Origin of the sequence: Aquitalea pelogenes, from assembly GCF_001515305.1 — a bacterium.
Classification (GTDB): domain Bacteria; phylum Pseudomonadota; class Gammaproteobacteria; order Burkholderiales; family Chromobacteriaceae; genus Aquitalea; species Aquitalea pelogenes.
In genome coordinates, this window is the sequence record NZ_LNQV01000001.1 from 159,084 (window position 1) to 183,394 (window position 24,311).

Here is a 24,311-nt window from a genome sequence, read left to right on the forward strand (position 1 = left end):
CATGCGGCTACGTCACGTCTTGCAAGCACTGCTGCTCACCACCCTGCTCGCCCCCGCAGCCTGGGCCTTGCCCCGGTGCAGCGATGTTGCCGGCATGGTGAACCAGCAAACCGGCAACCGGCTGGACACAGCCGAACTTGGCAACGTATTGCAGACACTGAAACAAACCGGCCGTCTGCCGGATCAGTTCATTCCCAAACGTCAGGCGCAAGCCGCGGGCTGGCAACCGGGCCGCAGCCTGTGGAGCGTTCCCGCCCTGCAAGGCAAATCCATTGGTGGCGACCGGTTCGGCAATTACGAAAAGCAGCTGCCGAAGGGGCAATGGCAGGAAGCGGATTTGAACTATAAAGGTGGCAAGCGTGGCGCCAATCGCCTGGTATTTTCCCGTGCCGGCCAGCGCTTTGTTTCTGTCGATCACTACCAGCGCTTTATCGAGGTGCCTGCATGTCAGTAACCATCTGCCAGTTGCAACAGATCACATCACTGGAACAGTTTTACGATGAAATCAGCCGCCAGCTGCACTTGCCATCCCACTTCGGCCGCAATCTGGATGCCCTGTACGACAGCCTGAGCGGCGATATCAGCGGCCCGTTTGAAATTGTCTGGCGCGACACCGAGCTATCCCGCAGCAAACTGGGAGCAGATGTCTACGCCACGCTGCTGGAAATCCTGCAATCGGTGGCGGAAGAACGTGGCGATGTGACGCTGGACATTCACCACTGAACGTTGTCGCTCGTACTCCAGCAAAAAAGGCTGCCAGATGGCAGCCTTTTTGTTGATCACCCGTCACCGGCCCTATCAGCCCAGGCTGGCAATCCGCGCCACCGCCTCAGCCAGCCGGTCGATGCCAGTGGTGTAAGCCACGCGCACATGGCGGGCCGCGCCAAACTGGCCAAAGTCCGCTCCGGGCGTGATGGCCACGTTCACCTCCTCCAGCAAACGCGCGCAGTAGGCAATGCTGTCATCCGTTACCGCGCTGACATCGGCGTACAGATAAAACGCACCTTCAGGCTGCACAGGCAGCTGCCATCCCAGTTGCGGCAGCGCCTGCAACAGGAAATCCCGACGCCGACCAAACTCGGCACGACGTTGCTCCAGTTCGGCAATCACACCCGGCTGGAAAGCCGCCAGCGCTGCATATTGCGCCATCGCCGGCGGGCACAGGAACAGGTTCTGTGCCAGGCGCAATGCCGGCTCGACATAATCATCCGGCACCACCAGCCAGCCCAGCCGCCAGCCCGTCATCTGGAAATACTTGGAAAAGCTGTTGATCACAAATACATCCGGATCCACTGCCAGCGCAGTTGCCGCATCACAGCCATAAGTCAGGCCATGATAGATTTCGTCCACAATCAGGCTGCCGCCATGCTGCTTACAGCTGGCACTCAGTGCCGCCAGCTCGTCTGCGGTCAGCAATGTCCCGGTCGGGTTGGCCGGGCTGGCCACCATGGCCGCCACCGTTCTCTCGCCCCAGGCGGCATCCACACCATCAGCCAGCAACTGATAACGGGTATCCGGCCCCACCGGCAGGCAAACCGGCTCACCACCCAGCAGGCTGACAAAATGCCGGTTGCAGGGATAGGTAGGGTCGGCCATCAGCACCTGATCATCCTGATTGACCAGCAAGGACAAGGCAATCTGCAAGGCCCCCGACGCACCCGCGTCACGATGATGCGACGCGCATCCACCGTCACGCCATAACGCTGCTGATAAAAACCGGCGATGGCTTCGCGCAATTGCGGCAGGCCCTGCGCCGCAGTATAGAAAGTATGACCATCCGCCAGCGCCTGCCGTCCCGCCTCTACAATGGCGTGTGGGGTGGCAAAATCCGGCTCGCCCACTTCCAGATGAATCACATCACGGCCCTCTGCCTGCAAGGCTCGCGCCCGCTCCAGAATGGCCATCACCTGAAACGGTGCCACGCCATCCATCCTGCTTGATAGTTTCACTGCAATCCCCTGTGCTGCAGCCTGCATGCGGCAGCTGCCTGATAAGCCGCTGAGTGTAGCAAGCCCATTGCAAGCCCACCACCAAGAGGCCTGACTACTCTCGCCAGGCCCACTTCCGGCCCCGAAAACAGCGCTTTCATGCAGATGCTATTGACAGGAAGCACCTCCACCAATACACTGCGCATCTCTGAGTCGGAGAGGTGGCAGAGTGGTCGAATGTACCTGACTCGAAATCAGGCGTACGTGCGAGCGTACCGAGGGTTCGAATCCCTCCCTCTCCGCCAGACCAACATTTAAGCCCTTGAGCAATCAAGGGCTTTTTTGTTTTCTGCCGTCCTCGCGACACATCCCGCTTCAGCTTGCCAAGACTGCCAGACTGCTCACAGCCAAATCACCCTGCCCCTGCGGTACCGTGGATGCCTTCCTGATGGCAAACCCTCCCTGTCCGCTGCTGGCAAGTGCCCGGCATTGGTTTTCTCCTGCCATTGCAAGCCATGACCTAATCCTGTCCTCAGGCGCAATTTTATTGCGCAGACCTTCCAGAATGAAGCATCAGTCTGAATTTTGCTGCATCGCACTAATATCGTGCAGATTTTCTAACCGTTCCGCATGACTGCCATATTCCTGCATCAAAACTGTGAAAAATCAGCCCGCTTGCGGTGAATGGGTCCACCACAACTGCCAATTAGTAAGCAAAACCCATTTCAAAGACTACAAATTATTCACAAATGCATAATATTAAATTGCAAACAATTTTGTGCAGATGCAGCATAAATTCAATAAAGCCCATAAATGCGACACATCATGCCACTTTGTTGCAGATTACCAACGACAGTGAATAAGTGCTTAACTGATAAAATTTATGAAATTTCCTAGTAATAAATACGTACAAATCGTCAGAAATAACCCAAATTTAATGTAGCTAAATTACTACATACATCAGTGTCAATATGTAGTGAAAACACTACATAAAATGCGTTTGACCGTAAATATCACAGAAATTAACAATGTCCCTGCTTTTGCGGTGGACAAGTCGGGCAAGAAACGCCGGTTGCCAGCGCAAACTTAAGTAGCAAAACAACAAAGCGAGACAATTGGAGATAGACAAGATGCAAAACAAATACATTGCTCTGGCCGTACTGGCTGCCTGCGCCGGTTATGCCCATGCTGATGAAGGTGTAACCATTTCCGGTTTTGTCCGTGCCGGCGTTCTGCAATACAACGGTGCAGCAAACAGTTCCTGGGGTTACACCACCAACCCGGCTGCCGTTTCCACCACCAATGTGGCCGGTCGTGGTCAGATCAACTTCAATGGTGAAGAAAACCTCGGCAATGGCCTGAGCGCCATCTTCCAGGTGAACAACCGTTTCTCGCCGACCGGTAGCGGCTACGATGAAATGGGCAAACAAGCCAACACCTTTGCCAGCGACGACAGCTTTGTTGGCCTGAAGGGTAGCTTCGGTATGATCCGTGCCGGCAAGGGTACCGGCAACGTGGAAGACGGCAAGTTCGATTACAGCGTATGGGCTGGCCCGGACAACCACCTGGGCTGGTATGGCGGCGTAACCGGCAACAACATGGTCCGTTACGACCTGCCGGGCAATCTGGGCGGCTTCTATGGTGGCGTGCAGTTCTCCACCGATGAAAACAAGACCACCAGCAATAGCGGCACCAATCGCTACTCCGTGCTGGCCGGTTTCAGCGGCAGCAACTGGACGGTTTCTGCCAACTATGGCGCCTCCAGCAACACCACCAACAGCAACGCCAACAACACCAGCCAGCTGGGTAGCAATCGCCAGCTGCACCTGACCGCCAACTACAAGCCGATTGATGCGCTGGAACTGGCAGTGGAATATCAGCGTAACAAGCTGGCCGATGACAGCGTGATCAACGCCACCTCGCTGTATGCCTATTACACCATCGGCAATACCCAGCTGGTCTGCAAACCGGGGTACGCAAGGACAATTCTCCGGCGCTGGTGCAAGGCACGGAGAAGTACGTCAACCTGCTGGTGCATTACAACCTGAGCAAGCACACCATGGCTTACATCGAGCTGTCGCATGACAAGCCGCAAGCCGGTGGCAGCGCCCGTAATGGCGAGCTGATCGGTCTGTCCAAGAGTTTCTAAGCCCTTCGCAAGTCAGTTGATCCTTCTCAAGCCTGCCATCGTGCAGGCTTATTTTTTTGCAGTTGGCCTGGTCTGCTAGAATTTGAGCGCAAGTAAGCGGGTGTCAGCGCAATGGATTGTGCTTATTGTTCCCTCATTCCACACCCGGAGTAACAGACCATGGCTTCCACTTCTTCCTCACCAGAGCTGCCGGATGAGCAGGCGGATGCGCGTTGGCAAGATGTGATGACACGCAACCCGCAGGCTGACGGGCAGTTTGTCTATGCCGTGCGGACAACCGGTATTTACTGCCGGGCTACTTGCCCTTCACGCTTGCCCAAACGGGAAAACGTGCTGTTTTTTGCCAACGGGGAGGATGCAAGAGCAGCAGGCTACCGCGCCTGCCTGCGCTGCACACCGGATGAAACCAGCCTGTCCCAGCGTCAGGCGGACATCATTACCTCCGCTTGCCACTACCTGGCACAGGCAGAGGAAACGCCCACCCTGCAGCAGCTGGCAAAGAGAGCCGGCATCAGTCCGTTTCACTTTCATCGCCTGTTCAAGCGCATTACCGGCCTGACGCCCCATGCCTACGCCATGGCCTTGCGACATGAGCGCCTGCAACAGCAGCTGCCAAATGCGCGCACCATCACTCATGCCATTCTTGATGCCGGTTATCAGTCCAGCAGCCGCTTTTATGCACAGGCCAATCAAAGGCTGGGCATGACCGCCAGCGAACGCCGGGCGGGTGCGCCGCGTAGCATCATCCACTTTGCCATTGCCCAGTGCAGCCTGGGAGCCATTCTGTTGGCGCAAAGCCAGCTGGGTATTTGTGCCATTTTGCTGGGGGATGATCCGGCGCTTTTGCTTAAGCAATTGCAGGATCAGTTTCCCAAGGCCGACTTGCGCGGTGACGAACAGGCATTCGAACAGCAGATGGCTGCCGTGATCAGCCTGATCGACCAACCACAGCTGGGCCTGGACTTGCCGCTGGATATTCGCGGTACCGCTTTCCAGCAGCGCGTGTGGCAAGCCTTACGTGATATCCCCCCGGGCCAGACCATGAGCTATGCCGAACTGGCCGCCAGGATTGGCCAGCCATCCGCCGTGCGTGCCGTGGCGCGGGCTTGTGCGGCCAATACGCTGGCTGTGGCCATTCCCTGCCACCGGGTGATTCGCCAGGATGGTAGCTTGTCCGGCTATCGTTGGGGTCTGGAACGTAAGCAGTCATTATTGCAGCGCGAACGCGATGCCACAGAAGGAAGGGACAATGCAGACTGATCTGTTTGGCGATACCAGCCTGTTCCCCTCACAACAGCAGCTGGCAGAAGGCGTCTGCCTGCTTTCCGGGCAGGCCAATTCCATGATGCCCGCCATCTGGCAGGCCGTGGAAGACGTCTTACGGCAAGCGCCCTTGCGGCAGATGCAAACACCGGGTGGACACACCATGTCGGTGGCGATGAGTAATTGCGGTGAGTTGGGCTGGGTCAGCGATCGCCATGGTTATCGCTACAGCAGGCTGGACCCGCAAAGCGGCCAGCCATGGCCCGCCATGCCGGAGGTATTGCAGGAACTGGCCCGCATCTGGGCAGCCGCAGCCGGATTTGACAACTTTGTCAGCAATGCCTGTCTGATCAACTGCTATCAGGCAGGTAGCAAGATGTCCTTGCATCAGGACCGGGATGAACGCGACTTCGCGCATCCCATCCTTACCTTGTCACTTGGCTTGCCCGCCCGCTTCATGCTGGGCGGCCTGCAACGGCAAGACCCCTACCGTAAACTGTTGCTACAACATGGCGATGTACTGGTTTTTGGCGGGCCTGCACGTTTGTGTTTCCACGGCATCATGCCCCTGGCGGACGGAGATCATGCCTTGCTCGGCAAACGACGCATCAGCCTGACCTTTCGCCGTGCATGAGCCGGAACATCAATGAAAAAGCCCGCCGAAGCGGGCTTTGACAAGATGGATACAGCCATTACTGATGGCGACGCAATACCAGGCTGGCATTGCTGCCACCGAAAGCAAACGAGTTGCTGATGGCTGCGGCCAGCTCGGGAGCTGCCACCCCCTGGCCCAGCACATGTTGCACCCGGCAGTTTTCATCCAGTTGCTGACAATGTGCAGTCGGCGGAATCTGGCGATGGTACAAGGCCAGTGCGGTGATGGCGGTTTCCAGCCCGCCGGTGGCACCCAGCAAGTGTCCATGCATGGACTTGGTGGCACTCACGCGCAGGCCCGGCGTGTTCTCACCCCAGATGGACTGCAGGGCTTCGCATTCCACCACATCCCCCACTTGCGTGGCCGTACCGTGGCTGTTGCAGTAGCCGATGGCCTCTGGCGCAAGGCCGGCATCTGCCAGCGCAGCACGCATGGTGCGCACCTGCCCGGCGACATCCGGCTTGGTGATGTGCGTGGCATCACTGCGGCAGGCATAGCCATCCAGCGTGGCATAAATGCGAGCGCCACGAGCCAAGGCATCATCCAGCCGTTCCAGCACCAGAAAGGCAGCGCCTTCCGCCAGTACCAGCCCACTGCGCGTCTTGTCATAGGGACGGCAGGCCTGCTCGGGGTGTTCTCCATCCGGATTGGCCAGCACCTGCATGGACTGCCAGCCATTGATGATGCCGGGCAGCAACATGGCTTCAGCACCACCGGCAATGGCCTGACGGATTTCGCCATGGCGAATGGCACGCATGGCTTCACCCAGCGCAATGGCAGAGGAAGCACAAGCGACCGAATAGTTTACCGCAGGGCCGGTAATGCCAAAGCGCATGCTGATATGCCCGGCTGGCGCATTGGCCATGCTGGCAATCACCGACAGTGGGGATACACGAGTATGGGACTGGTAGAAGTTCTGGAAGCCCTTGTCCAGCGCGGTACTGCCGCCCATGGCACAACCGACATAGACACCAACCTGCTCCTTGTCTTCCGGCAATTGCAAGGCGGCATCATCCAGCGCCTGGGTGGCTGCGGCCACCGCCATCTGGCTGACCCGGTCCACACCGGAGAGCTGCAGGCGGGTAAACCAGTTGGCCGGATCAAAATCCACCGCACCAACCACCGCAGGCTTGCACCCGGTTTGTTCCGCTTCCCACCGGCGAATGCCTGAGGTTCCCGACATCAGCTTGTCAAAGACCAGATCAAGCTGATTGCCCAGCGGCGAAATCAGGCCAATACCGGTGATGGCTACCGCCTGCGTCATTGGGCGGTACTCTTGTAGCGGTCTACCAGGTCGGCCAGTTCCTGCAGGTTGGCGACATGCGCCTCTTCTTCAGGAATGGAGACCGAGAAATGTTCTTCAATCGCAAACAGCAATTCAATTTGCCCGAGAGAGTCCAGGCCATATTCACTCAGCGCACGTTCGGCCTGAATTTCTTCGGCTTTCACGCCGAACTTTTCCACAATCAACTGCTTGATCTGCTCAATAGTGTTCATCACATTGCCTTGCCCGCACCGCCCGGCATCTGGGCTGTACTTGGGGTTATATTTTCTGTCGAACGCCATTGTATGCCGCAGTCCGATGGAAATTTATGGTGTTTATTGTCTAGTTTTATGCCAGTTGTTGACAAGAACCGTCTGCCACGCGCTTCCCGTCATCACAAGACGCTACTATAAGCGAATTACAGAAATTTACACGACCATGAAAAAAGCCAGCAAGGAATGCTGGCTTGCTCACCGCCTGACTGTTTAAGACTCAGACGGCTTCCACATCATTGTGCACATCGCTTTCGCGCAGCACCTCCTGTGCCCATACCACCGAGTCGATGTAGTAGCGGCAGGTATGTTCCACCTCGAAATTCAACACCTTGCACAGGGCATTGATGCGCTGGTCATCACCTTGTTCGCAGGCTAGTGCCAGGGCCAGATAGGGGCTGAACATGCCCTTGTTTTCCACCACGGCGTCCCGCACCGTGGGAGGCAACTCCAAGGGATCCAGCACATCCGGGAAGGGTTGGTTCAGCAGCACATCCAGCAAGGAGAACATCCCGGTGAGGAACAGGTGCTCGGCCTCCAGCTTGTTGCCACGATAGGCCCCCAGCCGTTCCAGAAAACGGGCACGGATCAGCGATTTTTCCAGCAATGCCAGCGCGGTTCCATCTTCCTTCTTGGCGGTGAACAACAGCATGGACAGCCATTTGAACAGCGTTTCCCTGCCCAGCAGCAACAGGGTTTCCTCGATGGTTTGTACCTTGCGGGCCAGACCGTTCACCGGGGAATTGATGAAACGCAGCAGCTTGAACAACAGCACCGAATCCAGCTTGAACTGGGCCTCCAGTTCGCGCGGTTCGGCATTGGCACGCAGCATGCGCATGATTTGCAGCACACGGGTCTGGTTGCTATCCACCTTGCCGCTTTCCAGGCTGCGAACCGTGGCGATGAACGGACCATGGAACAGGGCGAAACGGTTACTGCCCGGTGCGCGCAAGCAGATGTCCAGATCCTCGGCAGTACCGACATTGCGGGCCATCCAGCGGGCGTTGGGGTAGCGACGCGGCAACTGGTCCAGAATGGGTGCTAGCACCCTGGTGGACGGTGCGGCGAAGTCCAGCAGCATGAAATCCATGCGGTTGAACAGTTCCGGTTGCAAGCGCTCCGCCAGTACCTGGCTGTCAAAAGCAGCCGGCTCCACGGCAAAGCGCAGGCCCTTGCTGCGCAGGTCGTCCAGAATCGGCATCACCTCGACTGTCACTGCCTGACCCGGATCCGGCTCCAGCACGAAAATCACGCTCTTGGCGGGCATCTGCAACAACAAGGGCTCGGTCAGCGAGCTGATGGAGATGTGTACCAGGGCGCGACGATAGGCCAGCAGGCGGAATACTTCCATATTCTGCAGGGTGGTCAGCATCAGACGGTCGAAATCCTGCTGCTTGCCCCCTTTGGCTGCGGCCCCGGACTTGACGAAAAACTCGTAAGCCACCACACGATGCTGTCGGTCCATCACCGGCTGGTGGGTGACAAAGCCGAGCGTGGGAGGCAGCTGTTCGATCAGTTCCGGCTCAGCGCTGGGCTTGACCGGCGAGGCTTCCAGCTCTTTTTCGACAGCAGCAATCTCGTCATCCGGACTGTCTTCGTTTTTTTTCAGTCGACCGGCCAAACCGCCAATCAGGTTCTTCAACATGGTGTGCTCTCTCTTGGTGCCAGGCTGTCAGACAGGCTTTATCCCAGTTTAGCTGATCCGCCCCGGAATTTTCGGGGTATCCACTACCACATCGCCACATTGGGCACGATGGCGCAAGGCATGATCCATCAGCACCAGGGCCAGCATGGCTTCGGCGATGGGCGTGGCACGAATGCCGACGCAGGGATCGTGACGACCATGGGTTTCCATCAGTATCGGATTGCCTTGCTTGTCGATGGAACGGCGCGGCTGGGCAATGGAGGATGTCGGCTTGATGGCAATGGATACTTCGATATCCTGCCCGGTGGAAATGCCACCCAGAATGCCACCAGCGTGATTGCTGGCAAAGCCTTGCGGTGTCAATTCATCACCATGCTCGCTACCACGCTGGGTAACGCAGCCAAAACCGGCACCGATTTCCACACCCTTGACCGCATTGATGTTCATCATGGCATAGGCGATGTCAGCATCCAGTCGATCGAACACCGGCTCACCCCAGCCGACAGGAACATTCTCGGCCACCACCCGCAAGCGTGCCCCTACCGAATCCAGGCTCTTGCGTATGCTGTCCATATAGTTTTCCAGCTGCGGCACCACACTTTCATCCGCAGCGAAGAAAGGATTGTTGTTGACCACATCCCAGCTCTGGAACGGAATGTCCACTTCGCCGATCTGGGTCATGTGACCGCGCACCACCACACCGTAACGCTCTTTCAGCCATTTCTTGGCAATGGCACCGGCAGCGACGCGCACCGCCGTTTCACGGGCGCTGGAGCGACCACCGCCGCGCGGGTCACGCACGCCGTATTTATGCCAGTAAGTATAGTCGGCATGCCCGGGACGGAAGGTTTCCGCGATATTGCCGTAGTCCTTGGAGCGCTGGTCGGTATTGCGAATCAGCAAGGCAATCGGTGTGCCGGTAGTCTTGCCCTCAAACACACCAGAGAGGATTTCAACGGTATCGGGCTCGCGTCGCTGGGTAACATGACGGCTGGTACCCGGTTTACGGCGGTCCAGCTCCAGCTGGATTTCCTCGGCGCTGATGGCCAGGCCGGGCGGGCAGCCATCCACCACACAGCCAATGGCTGGTCCGTGGCTCTCGCCAAAAGAGGTAACAGTAAACAGCAGCCCCATGGTGTTGCCTGACATCTTGATTCGTCCCTTGTCATTTCATCCGGTTTTGGCTGATTCTAGCACGGCAATACCACAGCAAGATGGTCAGGCTTATATCCGCGGCCTGCGGCGGAACCATCCGGTCACCGACAAGCGTTGTTGGGTGGCCGGGAGGACCTCATGCCAGAAACGGTCGGACAGGAACAACACCAGCGTGCCGGCAGTGGGCGCAATGTCCAGCGACTGGCTGCATGCATCGTCCAGATAAAGCCGGATCTGCCCACCGGCATCATCCGGCCAGTCTTCGTTCAGATACAGCACGGCAGTCAAGGCGCGGGCATCGTCGTCGCGGAATCGATCCAGATGCTTCTTGTAAAAGCTCCCGGGCGGATAGACGGCGAAATGGGATTCCAGGTCCTCCAGTCCCATATAGAAGGCCTGATTGACGGCCTGGCGCACCTGATCCAGCGTGGAAAAATAATGCCGGATGGCGGGTGCCGCATCAGCGGGCTCCAGCCACAGCACCGAGTCCGAGCGAATTTCGCTGCGCCGTCCTTGCTGGTCGCCCCGCCCCACCGCGGCCTCATGAAAGCTGCCGGCTTGCCATTGCTCCAGGCAGCATTGTTGTAACTGTTTGATGGCCTCGCGGCTGAACAGGGTGTGATCCACCACCCAGCCGTGTTCGGCCAGTTGGTCGATCATGGTATCCAGCTTGCCTGCTTCGATCACTGATTCTTGATTCATGCACACATTCTCCACTAGAGCGCGCTGTTCTACCACAGCGTCTTGACAAGTGGAATGATCTTCATCAGTTGTGGTCGATTACCTGATCATGGCGGCCAGCCAGCCACTCCAGCACTAGCGGAAAGTGATCGGCCGGTGCGTCCGGATGGGTGAGCAAAGACACATGATCGTAGTCATGCCAATGCCCGGTGGAGCGCGCCAGCAGCCTGAAGCGCGATAAATGCGGACCAGACTCGGCACGGAAGCGGCGAACATCGTCGGGATGGCCGCGGCAAGGATCGTTGTGCGCAGCAAAGTACAGGGCAGGTGGCAAGGAGACGTGGCGTGCGGCAGCGCCATAATCGAAACCATCGTCACTATCAATCCAGGGACGCTGTTGTGCCCAGCGCTTGCTTTGCCGATGGCTCTTTTCGGTTTCGTCATCGGCCCCCAGCCCCAGACGGGCAGCAGGCAGATAGCCCACCGCACGGATGACCCAGCGCGCCAGCACATTCCACACCAGATCTACCTCCAGCCATTTGCGCCAGTTGCGCACGGCAATACTGCGCTTGCTGCCAAAGTACACCAGCGATGCAACCTGGGAGCACAAACGTGGATGGCGCAACAGACAGCTGCTCATGTGCACACCACCCCAGGAGTGCGCCATCCAGTGGACGGCGACGTCGCCCTTGATACTGCGGATGGCGGCCTGCAAGGCTGGCAGGTCGCGGCAGATGATTTCTGTTTGGCCATGCCTGCTGGCCGCGTTGATTTTGGGCGTGCTGCGGCCACGGCCACGCAGGTCGGCAACGAACACGTCATAGCCTGCCGCCGCCAGAAACGGCGCCAGCCCCCTGCCCTTGTCGCTGTAAAAAATGCGGCCATTGGCCATGACGCCATGAACCAGCAACACCGGCTCTCCCTTGCCTGCCCGGGAAATGCGCCGCATGTATAGCTGTTCACCATCGTCCAGCGTCAGGTAGTGATCTTGCTGTGTGATTTCCGTCATCGCCATCCTGGCCAGATTAAAGTCAAACAGTCGTATGATCCAAACAAGCACCTCACAGGTCAATATCCCTGCCTGCTGAAAATGAAAAAGGGCCGCTTGCGCGACCCTTTTGCTGCATGTCTGTCAACAACCATCAGCCGGTTCAGGCATTCAGGTTCTTGTAGACAATTTCGTAGACATCCTTGGACAGCGGGCTGGCCAGCATGCGCTCCAGCTCAGCCTTCATCAGTGCCTGGCGTTCCGGCTCCAGCTTCTTCCAGCGGTTGAAAGCACGGACGATACGGCTGGCCACTTGCGGGTTGATGGCATCCAGTGCCAGTACCTGATCCGCCAGGAAGCGATAGCCACTACCGTCTTGTGCATGGAAGTGCGCCATATTGTTGCCGAAGGTGGCAATCAGGGCGCGCGCCTTGTTGGGGTTTTTCAGGCTGAATGCCGGGTGCTCCATGGCAGCGCGCACGTGACTGAGCGTACCTTCCAGCTGGCTGGACGCCACCAGCATGAAGAACTTGTCCATGACCAGTGCATCACGCTGCCAACGGGCGGCAAAGGCGGTATAGCACTCGTCCCTCTCTTCGCCGTCATGGTCGCGCAAAGCCAGCATGGCCCCCATCTGGTCGGACATATTGTCCGCCTCCAGTACCTGCTTGCGTGCCGCTTCGGCCGGCCAGGCCACGTTCAGCCGGGTCAGCATCTGCAAGGCGCGGTTTTTCAGGTCACGCTTGCCGGCATCTTCGGGCTTGTACTCACGGGTCTGGTTCAGCTGGTAGGCCTCGTGCCATTCGCCACGCAATGCTTCTGCCAACTGGTCCAGCACAAAGTCACGCACCTGATGGATGACGGCAGGGTCGGCGACATCCACCATTTCCAGGATTTCCGCTTCCGACGGCAGGCCGAGCATCAGGGCGCGCAAGGCCGGATCAGCCGCGTGGTCCTTCAGCACGGCGCGGAAGGCGGCAACAAAGGTTTCTGGCAGCACCAGCGCCTGGCCGGCAGCCTGGGCTGCAATCAATTGGCGGAACAGCCGCTCGGCCAGGGTCTGGCCCGCTTCCCAACGGCAGAAGCTGTCGCTGTCGTTGGCCATCAGGAAGGCAAGCTGATCGTCACGCCAGTCGTATTCCAGCTTCACCGGGGCGGAAAAACCGCGCAGCAGGGACGGCACCGGCTCTTCCGGCACATTGATGAAAACAAAGGTTTGCTCGTCCTGTTTGACATCCAGCACGCGCGTTCCGGGACGTGCCTCATCCTCACCTTCCAGCTGGAGCGGCAGATCCTGGCCATTCGCTCCCACCAGGCCCAGGGCCAGCGGGATGTGCAGGGCTTGCGGAGCAGGCTGGCCAGCCACAATGCGGCAGGACTGCTTGACCGTAAGGGCATAGCGCTGCGCGGCGGGATCATAAGCGCTGCTGACTTGCAGCAAAGGGGTTCCGGCCTGGCTGTACCACAAGGCAAACTGTTCCAGATCCACCCCGTTGGCGTCGGCCATGGCGGCACGGAAGTCGTCGCAGGTCACCGCCTGGCCATCGTGGCGCTTGAAGTACAGATCCATGCCCTTGCGGAAGCCTTCTTCGCCCAGCAGGGTGTGATACATGCGGACGACTTCTGCCCCTTTTTCATACACCGTCATGGTGTAGAAATTGTTCATCTCGATGTAGGAATCGGGGCGAATCGGGTGCGCGGTCGGGCCGGCATCTTCCGGGAATTGCAAGGCACGCAAGCTTTTGACATCGTCAATGCGCTTGACGGCACGGCTGCCCAGATCGGAGCTGAACTCCTGATCGCGGAATACGGTGAGCCCTTCCTTGAGCGAGAGCTGGAACCAGTCGCGGCAGGTCACGCGGTTGCCGGTCCAGTTATGGAAATACTCGTGCGCGATGATGGCTTCCACGCGCTGGAATTCGGCATCGGTACGGGTATCCTTGCGCGCCAGCACGGCCGAGGTATTGAAAATATTGAGGCCCTTGTTTTCCATGGCCCCCATATTGAAGTCGCTGACCGCCACGATCATGTAGATGTCCAGGTCGTATTCCAGCCCGAAGCGCTGTTCATCCCATTTCATCGCCCGCTTGACGGCACCCATGCCGAAGGCAACCTTGTCCTGATCCGCAGGTTCGGTCCAGATTTCCAGCGTCACTTCCCGGCCACGCACGGTGGTGAACTTGTCACGCGCAGCCACCAGCTTGCCCGCGACCAGTGCAAACAGGTAGGAAGGCTTGCGGTAGGGGTCCACCCACTTCACCCAGTGACGCTTTTTGTCCAGCATGCCCTCGCCCACCTTGTTGCCATTGGACAGCAGCACCGGATATTTCTGCTTGTCGGCCACAATGGTGGTGGTGAACTTGGCCATCACGTCCGGACGGTCCATGTAGAAGGTGATCTTGCGGAAACCTTCCGGCTCGCACTGGGTGAACAGATTGCCATTGGACGCATACAGGCCCATCAGGCTGGTATTGGAGGCAGGGTCGAGTTCGGTTTCCAGCTCCAGGATGAAGCTGTCGGGTACGCCGGGAATCAGCAAGCCTTCTGCGTTCAACTGGTAGGCATCGGCAGACAGGCGCTCACCATCGAGCGTGACCGATCGCAAAGTGGCCGTTCCGTCCAGCCACAGATCGGCTGGCGCAGCAGATTGCTGGTTACGCTTGATCACCAGTCGCGAATGGACTCGCGTTTGCGCTTCCTCTATATCGAACTTCAAATCCACCCGGTCCACCAGATAGGCCGGGATGGCATAGTCTTTCAGATAGTTCACTTGAGGCTGCTGCGCCATGTTCTTCTCTCTAATTTTCAGGTCGTTGCCGGTTGGTGCCGGTCTGAGTCATGAACCGGGCAGGATCGCCACCCAGATTCGCTTTACTGTTTGAACCATCATGTCCGTCGCGCCATGGCACTCAGCCCTGTGGCCACGGACCAGTCTTTTCCTGCAGTTGCAAACGGCAGGTCGTCTGCGGCTGGGCTTGCAGACATACTTCACGCACCAGAAGTTCATCGCGCCGGAACACATGCAGGGTGATGCTCTCCCCCACACGATAACGGCTCAGCGTCTTGTCCAGGTCGCTTGCCTTCAGCCCATCCACCGCCAGCAGGATATCCCCGCCGGCCAGTCCAGCCTCTTGCGCTGCGCCGCCATCGTAAACATGGGTCAGGCGCAAACCTGCCGGGTCCGCTTGTGTCTTCACACCCAGGCTGGCTTTGGGTTTGCGCTGCGGCACCGGCAGGCCGATGCCACCGGCATCGCCGGCATGATCCGCGTAGTCCCAGTTCATGTCTACCCCCTGGGACAATAACAGCTGCGGCAAGGGCAGATCAGTGGTGGAGCGCAGCGCCTGATCGAAGAAGTCCTGCAAGGAGAAACCAGCCACCTGCTGGGCGATTTCTTCCCATTCCTGCTCGGCCAGTCCCTTGCCGTCTGCCAGCCATTTTGTCCACAAGGCACGCATGATGTCGTCCAGCGTCGTCACCCCCTGGCTGCGCTCACGCAGGGTCAGGTCCAGCGCCAGCGCAGCCAGCGCGCCCTTGGTGTAATAGCTGACAATGCTGTTCGGACTGTTTTCGTCTTGCCGGTAGTATTTGATCCAGGCATCAAAGCTGGACTCTTCCAGCGTTTGCTTCAGCCGGCCTGCACCGCGCTGTACACCGCTGATGGTCTGGGCCAGCAGGCCAAGATAGCGCTTGCTGTCGATCAGCCCGCAACGCAACAGGGTCAAATCATCATAGTAGGAAGTGATGCCCTCGAACGCCCACAGCAAACGGGTATAGCCTTCACTGCGCAAGTCATAGGGGCTGAAGGCAGCCGGCTTGATACGCTTCACATTCCAGCTGTGGAAATACTCATGACTGATCAGACCCAACAGTTTCAGATAACCGTCGGAGATTTCGGTCTGGTCGAAGTCAGGCAAATCATCACGATTGGCCACCAGCGCCGTGGATGCCCGATGCTCCAGCCCTCCGTAGATGTCCTTGCCCACATAAAGCATGAATACATAACGCTCGAACGGTGCTGGCGTGCCGAACAGGCGGATCTGGTATTCGCAGATTTTCTTGGTATCACGCGCCAGGCGCTTCAAGTCACCACGGAATCGTCCTGACACCACAAACTGATGCGGCACGCCGCAAGCCTTGAAGCTGACCGTATGGAAATCGCCCAGCTCCACCGGATGGTCCAGCAATTCGTCGTAATTTGCGGCACGGTACAGCCCGAAGCCGCTTTTCTTCACCTTCACCGCGGGCAAGGCAGTCGCCACCTTCCAGTCCGCATGGGCCTTGCCCTTGGCAGGCCGGATTTCCACCTCGCATGCCTCATGCTCACGGCCGGCAACGGACAGGAACACACTGCTGGCATTGAAGAAACCGCGTGAGTCATCCAGATAAGCACCACGCACCGACAGGTCATAGGCATACACCTGGTAGACCAGTGTCAGGCTGCTGCTTACCGGGTCCGCCTGCCAGCTGTGTTTGTCCAGCTTGCGCAGCCCAACACTTTTACCAGCGCTACTGGCTTGAATACTGACAATATGGCGGGAAAACTCTCGGATCAGATAACTACCCGGAATCCAGGCAGGCAAGGAAAACACCTGTCCGCCGCTGGCCGGCTTGTCAAGCTGCAGCGTAATTTCGAAACAATGGGTTTCCGGCGAGCACGGACGAATGGAGTAACGGACGGCTTTGGTCATGATCTGCCCAGGAAAGGATAGAAAACGGCAGATTCTAGCACCCGCATCGCAACAGGGGGGCTGCCGATCACGATTTGACTTAAGTCAAGGGCTTGGACAGGCATGACAATATAATCCCCAGTAAGCGGCATCAGGTTAATAGCTTGCTGCCAGCTCGCTTGAAATCAAGAAAATGGTGGACGTAAAAATCCCGCAGGCATACTAATCAACTGGCCCGTCATGGGTATTTGCTTTAGAATCCCTGCTGAATAAATGGGGAAAAAGTGTGTGTCTGACCACGCTTTGCCAGGTTTCTGGCAGAACATTGTCAACACGGGTCAAACACTTTGCTAGTCTGAAATTGCTCAGGTTCCTCAGCGGCTTTTCCTGCTCATTTCAGTTTGGGGCAGCGGGCAGGAAATCAAGTCGCCACGGTTTGTCACGTTCTAAGTTAGCAACCTTGGAGAAAACCCTAAATGGAAACGCAATCCACTTATAACTATAAGGTGGTGCGCCAGTTTGCCATCATGACCGTAGTATGGGGCATTGTAGGCATGCTGGTGGGCGTCATCATTGCGGCCCAATTGGTGTGGCCGGAGCTCAATTTTGGGCCCTGGTTCCACTTTGGCCGCTTGCGCCCGCTGCACACCAACGCCGTAATTTTCGCCTTTGGCGGTTGCGGCCTGTTTGCAACTTCCTACTACGTCGTGCAGCGAACCTGTAACGTACGCCTGATCTCGGACAAACTGGCAGCCTTCACCTTCTGGATGTGGCAGCTGATCATTGTCCTCGCTGCCATCACCCTGCCGCTGGGTATCACCTTCGGCAAGGAATACGCCGAACTGGAATGGCCGATCAAGCTGATGATCGCCGTGACCTGGGTGGTATATGCCATCGTGTTCTTCGGCACCATCGCCATCCGCAAGGTTAAACACATCTATGTAGCCAACTGGTTCTACGGTGCGTTCATCCTGGCAGTTGCCCTGCTGCACATCGTCAACAGCGCCTTTGTACCGGTTTCCCTGACCAAGTCCTACTCCGTGTACGCCGGTGCCGTGGATGCCATGGTGCAATGGTGGTATGGTCACAATGCCGTGGGCTTCTTCCTGACCGCCGCCTTCCTGGGCATGATGTACTACTTCGTGCCGAAGCAAGCTGGTCGTCCGGTTTACTCCTATCGCCTGTCGGTGGTTCACTTCTGGGCCCTGATCTTCACCTATATGTGGGCTGGTCCTCACCACCTGCACTACACTGCCCTGCCTGACTGGACCCAGTCGCTGGGTATGGTGTTCTCGCTGGTGCTGCTGGCTCCTAGCTGGGGTGGCATGATCAACGGCATCATGACCCTGTCCGGCGCATGGCACAAACTGCGTACCGACCCGGTTCTGAAGTTCCTGGTGGTTTCCCTGTCCTTCTACGGTATGTCCACCTTCGAAGGCCCGATGATGTCCATCAAGTCCGTGAATGCCCTGTCTCACTACACTGACTGGACCATCGGTCACGTGCACTCCGGTGCTCTGGGCTGGGTTGGCTTCATCACCATCGGTTCCATGTACTACCTGCTGCCGCGCCTGTTCGGTCGTGAGTCCATGCACAGCACCAAGCTGATCGAAGCTCACTTCTGGCTGGCTACTGTTGGTGTGGTTCTGTACATCGCCGCACTGTGGATCTCCGGTGTGACCCAGGGCCTGATGTGGCGCGCCCTGAATGCCGACGGCACCCTGACTTATGCCTTTGTGGAAGCCGTGAAAGCAACCTACCCCTACCACTTCGTGCGTTTCCTGGGTGGTACGCTGTACCTGACCGGTATGCTGCTGATGGCTTACAACACCTTCCGCACCGTTGCCAGTGGCAAGGCTGTTGACGCCAAGATCCCGGCTGTCAACGCATCGGCTCACGCTTAAGCGGATAAAGGTAGAAGAACATGGAAAAGATCCAGAAACTGATTGAAGAGCACGTGGGTTACCTCATCGTGTTCACCCTGATCGTGATCAGCTTTGCCGGCCTGGTGGAAATCCTGCCGCTGGCATTCCAGAAGTCCACCACGCAGCCTGTTGCCGGCGTCAAGCCCTATACCGCGCTGCAACTGGCTGGTCGCGACATTTACATCCGTGAAGGCTGCTACAACTGCCACTCCCAGATGATTCGTCCGTTCCGCGCCGAAACTGAGCGTTATGGTCACTACTCCGTTGCGGGTGAGTCGGTTTACGACCATCCCTTCCAGTGGGGTTCCAAGCGTACCGGTCCGGACCTGGCCCGTGTAGGCGGTCGTTATTCCGACGAATGGCACCGTGTCCACCTGACCAATCCGCGTGACGTGGTTCCGGAATCCAACATGCCTGCTTTCCCGTGGCTGTCGAAGAACCTGGCCGATGCCGAAATCATGCCGAAGAAAATGGAAGCCCTGCGCGCTGTAGGTGTTCCCTATACCGACAAGGATATCGCCGAAGCCAAGGCTCAGGTGGAAGGCAAGTCGGAAATGGATGCCCTGATTGCATATCTGCAGGGCTTGGGTCTCGCACTGAAGAATGTTCGCTAAGTCATGGACTGGGTAACGATTGGGCGTTCTGCCTTCACCGTGATGTGCTTCACCTTCTTCATTCTGGTGTTGTTCATCGCCTATAGCAGACGCTCAAAGAACCGGTACGATGAAGCGGCCAATGTGCCCTTTCTCGACGACGACAAGGTGCAGGAGGCCGACAACCATGAGTCGGCTTCTAACGGAGCAAAACAATGAGTGATTTCGTAAGCGATTTCTGGGGCATCTGGATCACGGCCATCGTGGTTGCAGGTTTTGTTGGCCTGTCCCTGCTGTTGTTCACCCAATCCAAGACTACGGTCAAGAAGGGTGAGCAGGTTGAAACCATGGGTCACGTATGGGATGGCGACCTCGAAGAATACAACCACCCGCTGCCGCGCTGGTGGATGCTGATGTTCTACATCACGCTGATCTTCGGTGCCTGCTATCTGGTGCTCTACCCTGGCCTTGGCAAGTGGCAAGGTATCCGTGGCTGGACTTCCGTAGGTCAGTACAAGGAAGAACGTGCCCAGGCGGAAGCCAAGTACCAGCCGCTGTATGACAAGTACCTGAAGGAAGACCTGAAGCAGGTTGCTGCCGATCCCAAGGCACAGGAAATGGGCAAGCGCCTGTTCCAGACCTACTGCGTACAGTGCCACGGCTCTGACGCACGCGGTGCCAAGGGCTTCCCGAACCTGACCGACAACGACTGGCTGTGGGGTGGCGATCCGAAAACCATCGAAACCACCATCCTGAATGGTCGTCATGGTCAGATGCCGGCCTGGGGTTCGGTACTGGGCGAAGAGAAGGTCAAGGACGTTGCCAACTACGTGATGTCGCTGTCCGGCAAGAAGCATGATGCCGAACGTGCAGCACGCGGCAAGGAAACCTTCACCACCATCTGCGCAGCCTGCCACGGTCCGGACGGCAAGGGTAACCAGCAACTGGGTGCACCGAACCTGACTGACAACATCTGGCTGTATGGCGGTACTGAAAAGACCATCATCGAGACCATCACCAATGGTCGCAACAACCAGATGCCGGCCTGGAAGGACTTCCTGGGCGACGGCAAGGTTCACCTGCTGGCAGCCTACGTGTGGGGCCTGTCCAATAACGCCAAGGCGCAGTAAGCCTTAGCCAACATACTGCCCGCGCAAGCGGGCAGTATGCTTTACATCAAACACTATACTGATTCATATAATATAATTACTTGCAAGATGCTTGTGCAAAGTCCATCACCCAGGTGTACTTTGCGAAATCCTCTTCAGGAAAACACCATGTCTGATTCGTTAAAAGATATCCCGGTCAAAGTAGAACACACCCCCCCCTCTCCCAAACCCGGTTCCGAAACCGTGTCCTTGTACGAGGCACAGAAGAAGATCTACCCGCGCAGCGTCAAGGGCATCTTCAATAACTGGCGTATTCTGTTTGTCCTGGGTACTCAGCTGGTTTTCCTGGGCTTGCCCTGGCTGACCTGGAACGGCCGGCAAGCGGTGTTTTTCGACATGGTCAACCGCAAGTTCTTCATTTTCGGGCTGACCATCTGGCCGCAGGACTTTGTCTATCTGGCGGCACTGCTGATGAGCTGCGCATTCGGCCTGTTTGTGTGGACCACCATTGCCGGACGCCTGTGGTGTGGTTATGCCTGTCCGCAAACGGTCTACACCGAAGTCATGCTGTGGATCGAACAGCTGGTGGAAGGCGACCGAAACAAGCGCATCAAGCTGGACAAGGAGCCGATGAGCTTGCGCAAAGCCCGGCTGAAACTGACCAAGCATGGCCTGATGATTTTGTTCTGTCTGTGGACGGGTTTCTCACTGGTCGGCTATTTCACGCCGATCCGGGATCTGGTCAAGGCGATGCCGACTTTCGACTACGGTCCGTGGGAAAGCTTCTGGATTTTCTTCTACGCCGGTTTTACCTACCTGCTGGCTGGCTTCATGCGCGAACAGGTATGCAAATACATGTGCCCGTATGCCCGCTTCCAGAGCGTGATGTTTGATGCAGACACCCTGATCATTTCTTACGATGAAGCACGTGGCGAACCGCGCGGCGCACGCAAGAAAGGCGTGGATTTCAAGGAACAGGGCCTGGGTTCCTGCGTCAACTGTGGCATCTGTGTACAGGTTTGCCCGGTAGGCATTGATATCCGTAACGGCCTGCAATACGAATGCATCGGCTGTGCCGCCTGTATCGACGCCTGTGACGAAGTGATGGACAAGGTGGGATACCCGCGTGGGCTGATCCGCTACACCACGGAAAACGCGCTGGAAGGCAAGTATCCGGAAAGCGAAATCATCAAGCACCTGCGCCGCCCGCGGGTGATCATGTATACCGTGGTGCTGCTGATTGTACTGGGTGCCGCACTGGGTTCGCTGGCGATGCGCAAGCCGTTCAAGGTGGACATCCTGCGTGATCGCGCCTCGCTGGTGAAGGAAACTGACGCAGGCATGCTGGAAAATGCCTACACCATCAAGATCATCAACACCACAGAACGCGATCAGGAGTTTAAAATCTCGGTGGACGGCATGCCTGATCTGAAACTGGAAACAGACAGCAAGCAGATCAAGGTCAAGGCAACCGAAACCGAAAGCTTTGGCGTGCGCGTTCAAGCCGACCCGCAAGTAGCCACCAAGGGCAGTCACGAGATCCACTTCAAGGTGGAAACCGTCAGCACCCCGGTACTGCATGTGGAAGAAAAATCCAGCTTCATCGGAGAGTAAGTCATGCAACTGGACACCCCCGTATCCCGCCCCTGGTATAAAGAACCCTGGGTGTGGTTTCTGATCAGCTTTCCGCTCGCCGCAGTCATCGTGGGCAGCTGCTACATCACCACCGCGCTGAAGACCGATGATGGCCTGGTAACGGACGACTATTACAACAAGGGCAAGGCCATCAATATGGAATTGCGCCGCAACACTGCGGCAGCTGCCCTGGGCATTACCGCCCAGGTCATGCTGAGCAGCGATGGTCATACCGTCACGGTCAACACCACCAGCAAGCAGCCTTTGCCGGACACGCTGAGCCTGAAGCTGGTACATCCGGCACAGGACGACTATGACGTGACGGCCGACCTGCGCAAGCTGGCGGCCAATCAGTACAGCGGCAACTTCAACAAGGAACTGGTGAAGGCCAACCACTGGTATGTGCAGCTGGAAGACAAAGGCAACCAGTGGCGCGTGCAGGGTGAATGGAAGCCGGAACAAGGCCCGGTGATCATGCTGGGCCAACCCAAGCTGGAGGCTGTGGACTGATGCACCTGCACCTGCGTAGCACTGCCCTTCTTGCACTGGCACTCGGCCTGACAGGCTGTGCCAGCCAGGCGTATCAGCCACAGTACCTGAACGGCAAGGTGGCGCTGGCCACTGCAGCCAACCTGCCGCTGGCCACCACGCTGGTACGGGTTCGCCTGCTGGATGATGGCAAACAGGCTGACGCACCGGCGCGCCTGCTGGCCGAACAGACTCTGGAAAAACCCAAAGCCTTCCCGGTGAGCTATTCGCTGTGCTACGACAAGCAGGCCATTCAGGCCAGCGGCAGCTACAGCGTGCAGGCCCAGGTGTATGTGGATGGTGAACTGCGCCTGCAGAACACCAGCCGTATCAATGCCTTCGGCACGGAAGCGGCCGTGATTCCGGTCGAGCTGATCAAGTAAGACAGCCCGCCGTAACACAAAAAAAATGCTGCCCGATGGCAGCCATTTTCATTGCAACAAGCCTCAGGCCAAAGGCTTGAGACGGGCGGTGAAGTGCCGCAGGATGGGCGGCTCGTATTCAAAGCCAAGGCCGGTGATACTGGCAGCCCGCGCCTTCACTTCGATCAGGCAATCGGCAATGTAGTCCATGTGGTCGTTGGTATAGACCCGGCGCGGAATGGTCAGCCGCAGCAACTCCAGCGGCGACGGTTCCTGTTCGCCGGTCTGCGGGTTACGCCCCAGCAGCAGGGAGCCGATTTCCACGCCGCGCACCCCGCCCTCCAGATAGAGCGCGCAAGCCAGCGCATGCGCAGGGAACTGCTCGGCAGGAATATGGGGCAACAGGCGCTTGGCATCGACAAACACGGCATGTCCACCCGTCGGATACTGGATGGGAACGCCACCGGCTCGCAAACGCTCGCCCAGATATTCCACCTGGCTGATACGGTAGGTCAGATAGGCCGGATCCAGCCCTTCTTTCAGGCCGATGGCCAGGGCCTCCATATCGCGCCCGGCCAGGCCGCCATAGGTCACAAAGCCTTCCATCGGCACACAACGTACCTGCACCGCACGGAAAAGATCGACATCCTCCTTGAAGCAGCACAGGCCACCAATATTCACCAGGCCGTCCTTCTTGGCCGACATGGTCAGCATGTCGCCATGACTGAACATTTCCAGCACGATTTCTTCAATGCTGTGTTTGGCGTAATCCGGGTCGCGCTGCTGGATGAACCAGGCATTTTCGGCAAAGCGGGCAGCATCGATGATCACCGGAATACCATGCTGACGTGCCAGCTGGCTGGCAGCACGGATATTGGGCAGGGACACCGGCTGTCCGCCTGCGCTGTTGCAGGTGATGGTGATGATGAGACCAGCCACGTTCTGGGCACCAGCACTGGCAATCACATCAGCCAGCCGCTCCAGATCGAAATCACCCTTCCAGTCATAAGCCGCCTCGGTATCCAGCGCCTTGGGCGTCAGCACATTGATGGCACGTGCACCGGCGATCTCGACGTGTGCCTTGGTGGTGTCGAAGTGATAGTTGGAGATAAATACCGGCTGATCGCCACGGCAGCGTTTCACCAGCTCCGGAAACAGGATTTGCTCTGCACCACGCCCCTGATGGGTGGGAATCGTGTGTTCGTAGGCAAACAGCTGCTTGACCGTATCCGCCAGATGAAAATAGTTGCGGCTACCGGCATAGGCTTCGTCACCCATCATCAGGCCGGCCCACTGGCGGTCGGACATGGCGCCGGTGCCACTGTCGGTCAGCAGGTCGATGTAGACATCCTCACCACGCAGCAAGAAGGGGTTCCAGCCCGCTTCTGCCAGCGCCTGCTGGCGGTATTCCGGGGTGGTTTGCTTGATGGGTTCCACCATTTTGATGCGGAACGGTTCAGGAATGCGTCGTGCCATGCGTAATACTCCC

Annotated in this window: 23 protein-coding genes and 1 tRNA gene; 13 read left to right on the forward strand and 11 right to left on the reverse strand. The window is 57.8% G+C overall.

Going from position 1 to position 24,311, the window contains the following annotated elements:
* Nucleotide 1 precedes the first annotated feature (1 nt).
* Complete coding sequence (locus AWT75_RS00820; RefSeq protein ID WP_062786188.1) at nucleotides 2-454, forward strand: ribonuclease domain-containing protein; 453 nt, start codon at nucleotides 2-4, stop codon at nucleotides 452-454.
* On the forward strand, nucleotides 445-723 hold the full coding sequence (locus AWT75_RS00825) for a barstar family protein (protein WP_082695890.1): 279 nt from the start codon (nucleotides 445-447) through the stop codon (nucleotides 721-723). Before AWT75_RS00820 ends, AWT75_RS00825 begins: the two co-directional genes overlap by 10 nt.
* Nucleotides 724-798: 75 nt before the next feature.
* On the opposite strand, the gene AWT75_RS00830 is transcribed toward AWT75_RS00825, so the two are convergent.
* Nucleotides 799-1,632, reverse strand: a complete 834-nt coding sequence (locus AWT75_RS00830) for an aminotransferase class I/II-fold pyridoxal phosphate-dependent enzyme (protein ID WP_275575667.1) — start codon at nucleotides 1,630-1,632, stop codon at nucleotides 799-801.
* Entirely contained in the window at nucleotides 1,596-1,949 is a 354-nt protein-coding gene (locus AWT75_RS23330) for an aminotransferase class I/II-fold pyridoxal phosphate-dependent enzyme (protein ID WP_275575668.1), read from the reverse strand. The genes AWT75_RS00830 and AWT75_RS23330 overlap by 37 nt, the downstream gene beginning before the upstream one ends.
* 194 nt (nucleotides 1,950-2,143) lie before the next feature.
* Here AWT75_RS23330 and AWT75_RS00835 point away from each other — a divergent pair.
* The 4 genes from AWT75_RS00835 to alkB all read left to right on the forward strand — a co-directional run bounded on the left by AWT75_RS00835 (nucleotide 2,144) and on the right by alkB (nucleotide 5,974).
* Nucleotides 2,144-2,233, forward strand: a tRNA-Ser gene (locus tag AWT75_RS00835).
* Between the two features lie 825 nt (nucleotides 2,234-3,058).
* A complete protein-coding gene (locus tag AWT75_RS00840; protein WP_062786191.1) occupies nucleotides 3,059-3,976 on the forward strand; it encodes a porin in 918 nt (305 codons plus the stop codon).
* Between the two features lie 260 nt (nucleotides 3,977-4,236).
* Complete coding sequence (gene ada / locus AWT75_RS00845) at nucleotides 4,237-5,337, forward strand: bifunctional DNA-binding transcriptional regulator/O6-methylguanine-DNA methyltransferase Ada (RefSeq protein ID WP_062786194.1); 1,101 nt, start codon at nucleotides 4,237-4,239, stop codon at nucleotides 5,335-5,337.
* Nucleotides 5,327-5,974: a DNA oxidative demethylase AlkB gene (gene alkB, locus AWT75_RS00850; protein WP_062786197.1), complete on the forward strand. Its 648-nt coding sequence runs from the start codon at nucleotides 5,327-5,329 to the stop codon at nucleotides 5,972-5,974. Before ada ends, alkB begins: the two co-directional genes overlap by 11 nt.
* 58 nt (nucleotides 5,975-6,032) lie before the next feature.
* Here the strand turns inward: alkB and AWT75_RS00855 are convergent, their stop codons facing one another.
* The 8 genes from AWT75_RS00855 to AWT75_RS00890 all read right to left on the reverse strand — a co-directional run bounded on the left by AWT75_RS00855 (nucleotide 6,033) and on the right by AWT75_RS00890 (nucleotide 16,691).
* On the reverse strand, nucleotides 6,033-7,259 hold the full coding sequence (locus AWT75_RS00855; protein ID WP_062786200.1) for a beta-ketoacyl-[acyl-carrier-protein] synthase family protein: 1,227 nt from the start codon (nucleotides 7,257-7,259) through the stop codon (nucleotides 6,033-6,035).
* Nucleotides 7,256-7,561, reverse strand: coding sequence for an acyl carrier protein (locus AWT75_RS00860; RefSeq protein WP_082695891.1), 306 nt, complete (start codon nucleotides 7,559-7,561; stop codon nucleotides 7,256-7,258). The genes AWT75_RS00855 and AWT75_RS00860 overlap by 4 nt, the downstream gene beginning before the upstream one ends.
* A 190-nt stretch (nucleotides 7,562-7,751) precedes the next feature.
* Nucleotides 7,752-9,176, reverse strand: coding sequence for an EAL and HDOD domain-containing protein (locus tag AWT75_RS00865; protein ID WP_045845639.1), 1,425 nt, complete (start codon nucleotides 9,174-9,176; stop codon nucleotides 7,752-7,754).
* A 48-nt stretch (nucleotides 9,177-9,224) separates the two neighbouring features.
* On the reverse strand, nucleotides 9,225-10,325 hold the full coding sequence (gene aroC, locus AWT75_RS00870; RefSeq protein ID WP_045845638.1) for a chorismate synthase: 1,101 nt from the start codon (nucleotides 10,323-10,325) through the stop codon (nucleotides 9,225-9,227).
* Nucleotides 10,326-10,400: 75 nt separating this feature from the next.
* On the reverse strand, nucleotides 10,401-11,033 hold the full coding sequence (locus AWT75_RS00875; protein ID WP_062786203.1) for a 2OG-Fe(II) oxygenase: 633 nt from the start codon (nucleotides 11,031-11,033) through the stop codon (nucleotides 10,401-10,403).
* A gap of 64 nt (nucleotides 11,034-11,097) precedes the next feature.
* Nucleotides 11,098-12,021 (reverse strand): alpha/beta hydrolase family protein, encoded by a 924-nt coding sequence (locus tag AWT75_RS00880; protein WP_082695892.1) that lies wholly within the window; start codon nucleotides 12,019-12,021, stop codon nucleotides 11,098-11,100.
* Nucleotides 12,022-12,163: 142 nt separating this feature from the next.
* Nucleotides 12,164-14,788: an aminopeptidase N gene (pepN, locus tag AWT75_RS00885; protein ID WP_062786206.1), complete on the reverse strand. Its 2,625-nt coding sequence runs from the start codon at nucleotides 14,786-14,788 to the stop codon at nucleotides 12,164-12,166.
* A gap of 121 nt (nucleotides 14,789-14,909) precedes the next feature.
* Nucleotides 14,910-16,691 carry a M61 family metallopeptidase gene (locus AWT75_RS00890; RefSeq protein ID WP_062786209.1) on the reverse strand — a complete coding sequence of 594 codons (1,782 nt, stop codon included), beginning with the start codon at nucleotides 16,689-16,691 and terminating at the stop codon, nucleotides 14,910-14,912.
* Between the two features lie 455 nt (nucleotides 16,692-17,146).
* On the opposite strand from AWT75_RS00890, the gene ccoN reads away from it, so the two are divergent.
* From ccoN to AWT75_RS00925, 7 genes are all read left to right on the forward strand, one after another.
* Nucleotides 17,147-18,574: a cytochrome-c oxidase, cbb3-type subunit I gene (gene ccoN / locus AWT75_RS00895; protein ID WP_045845633.1), complete on the forward strand. Its 1,428-nt coding sequence runs from the start codon at nucleotides 17,147-17,149 to the stop codon at nucleotides 18,572-18,574.
* Between the two features lie 20 nt (nucleotides 18,575-18,594).
* Complete coding sequence (gene ccoO, locus AWT75_RS00900) at nucleotides 18,595-19,209, forward strand: cytochrome-c oxidase, cbb3-type subunit II (protein ID WP_045845632.1); 615 nt, start codon at nucleotides 18,595-18,597, stop codon at nucleotides 19,207-19,209.
* Nucleotides 19,210-19,212: 3 nt separating this feature from the next.
* Complete coding sequence (locus AWT75_RS00905; protein WP_045845631.1) at nucleotides 19,213-19,407, forward strand: cbb3-type cytochrome oxidase subunit 3; 195 nt, start codon at nucleotides 19,213-19,215, stop codon at nucleotides 19,405-19,407.
* Nucleotides 19,404-20,318: a cytochrome-c oxidase, cbb3-type subunit III gene (ccoP, locus tag AWT75_RS00910; RefSeq protein WP_045845630.1), complete on the forward strand. Its 915-nt coding sequence runs from the start codon at nucleotides 19,404-19,406 to the stop codon at nucleotides 20,316-20,318. Before AWT75_RS00905 ends, ccoP begins: the two co-directional genes overlap by 4 nt.
* A gap of 147 nt (nucleotides 20,319-20,465) precedes the next feature.
* Nucleotides 20,466-21,911, forward strand: coding sequence for a cytochrome c oxidase accessory protein CcoG (gene ccoG / locus AWT75_RS00915; RefSeq protein WP_062786212.1), 1,446 nt, complete (start codon nucleotides 20,466-20,468; stop codon nucleotides 21,909-21,911).
* A gap of 3 nt (nucleotides 21,912-21,914) precedes the next feature.
* The gene (locus tag AWT75_RS00920; RefSeq protein WP_045845628.1) at nucleotides 21,915-22,442 is read left to right on the forward strand and encodes a FixH family protein; all 528 of its coding nucleotides are present in this window, start codon (nucleotides 21,915-21,917) and stop codon (nucleotides 22,440-22,442) included.
* On the forward strand, nucleotides 22,442-22,843 hold the full coding sequence (locus tag AWT75_RS00925) for a YbaY family lipoprotein (RefSeq protein WP_045845627.1): 402 nt from the start codon (nucleotides 22,442-22,444) through the stop codon (nucleotides 22,841-22,843). The genes AWT75_RS00920 and AWT75_RS00925 overlap by 1 nt, the downstream gene beginning before the upstream one ends.
* Before the next feature lie 63 nt (nucleotides 22,844-22,906).
* On the opposite strand, the gene AWT75_RS00930 is transcribed toward AWT75_RS00925, so the two are convergent.
* On the reverse strand, nucleotides 22,907-24,298 hold the full coding sequence (locus AWT75_RS00930) for a tryptophanase (RefSeq protein WP_062786215.1): 1,392 nt from the start codon (nucleotides 24,296-24,298) through the stop codon (nucleotides 22,907-22,909).
* Nucleotides 24,299-24,311 lie beyond the last annotated feature (13 nt).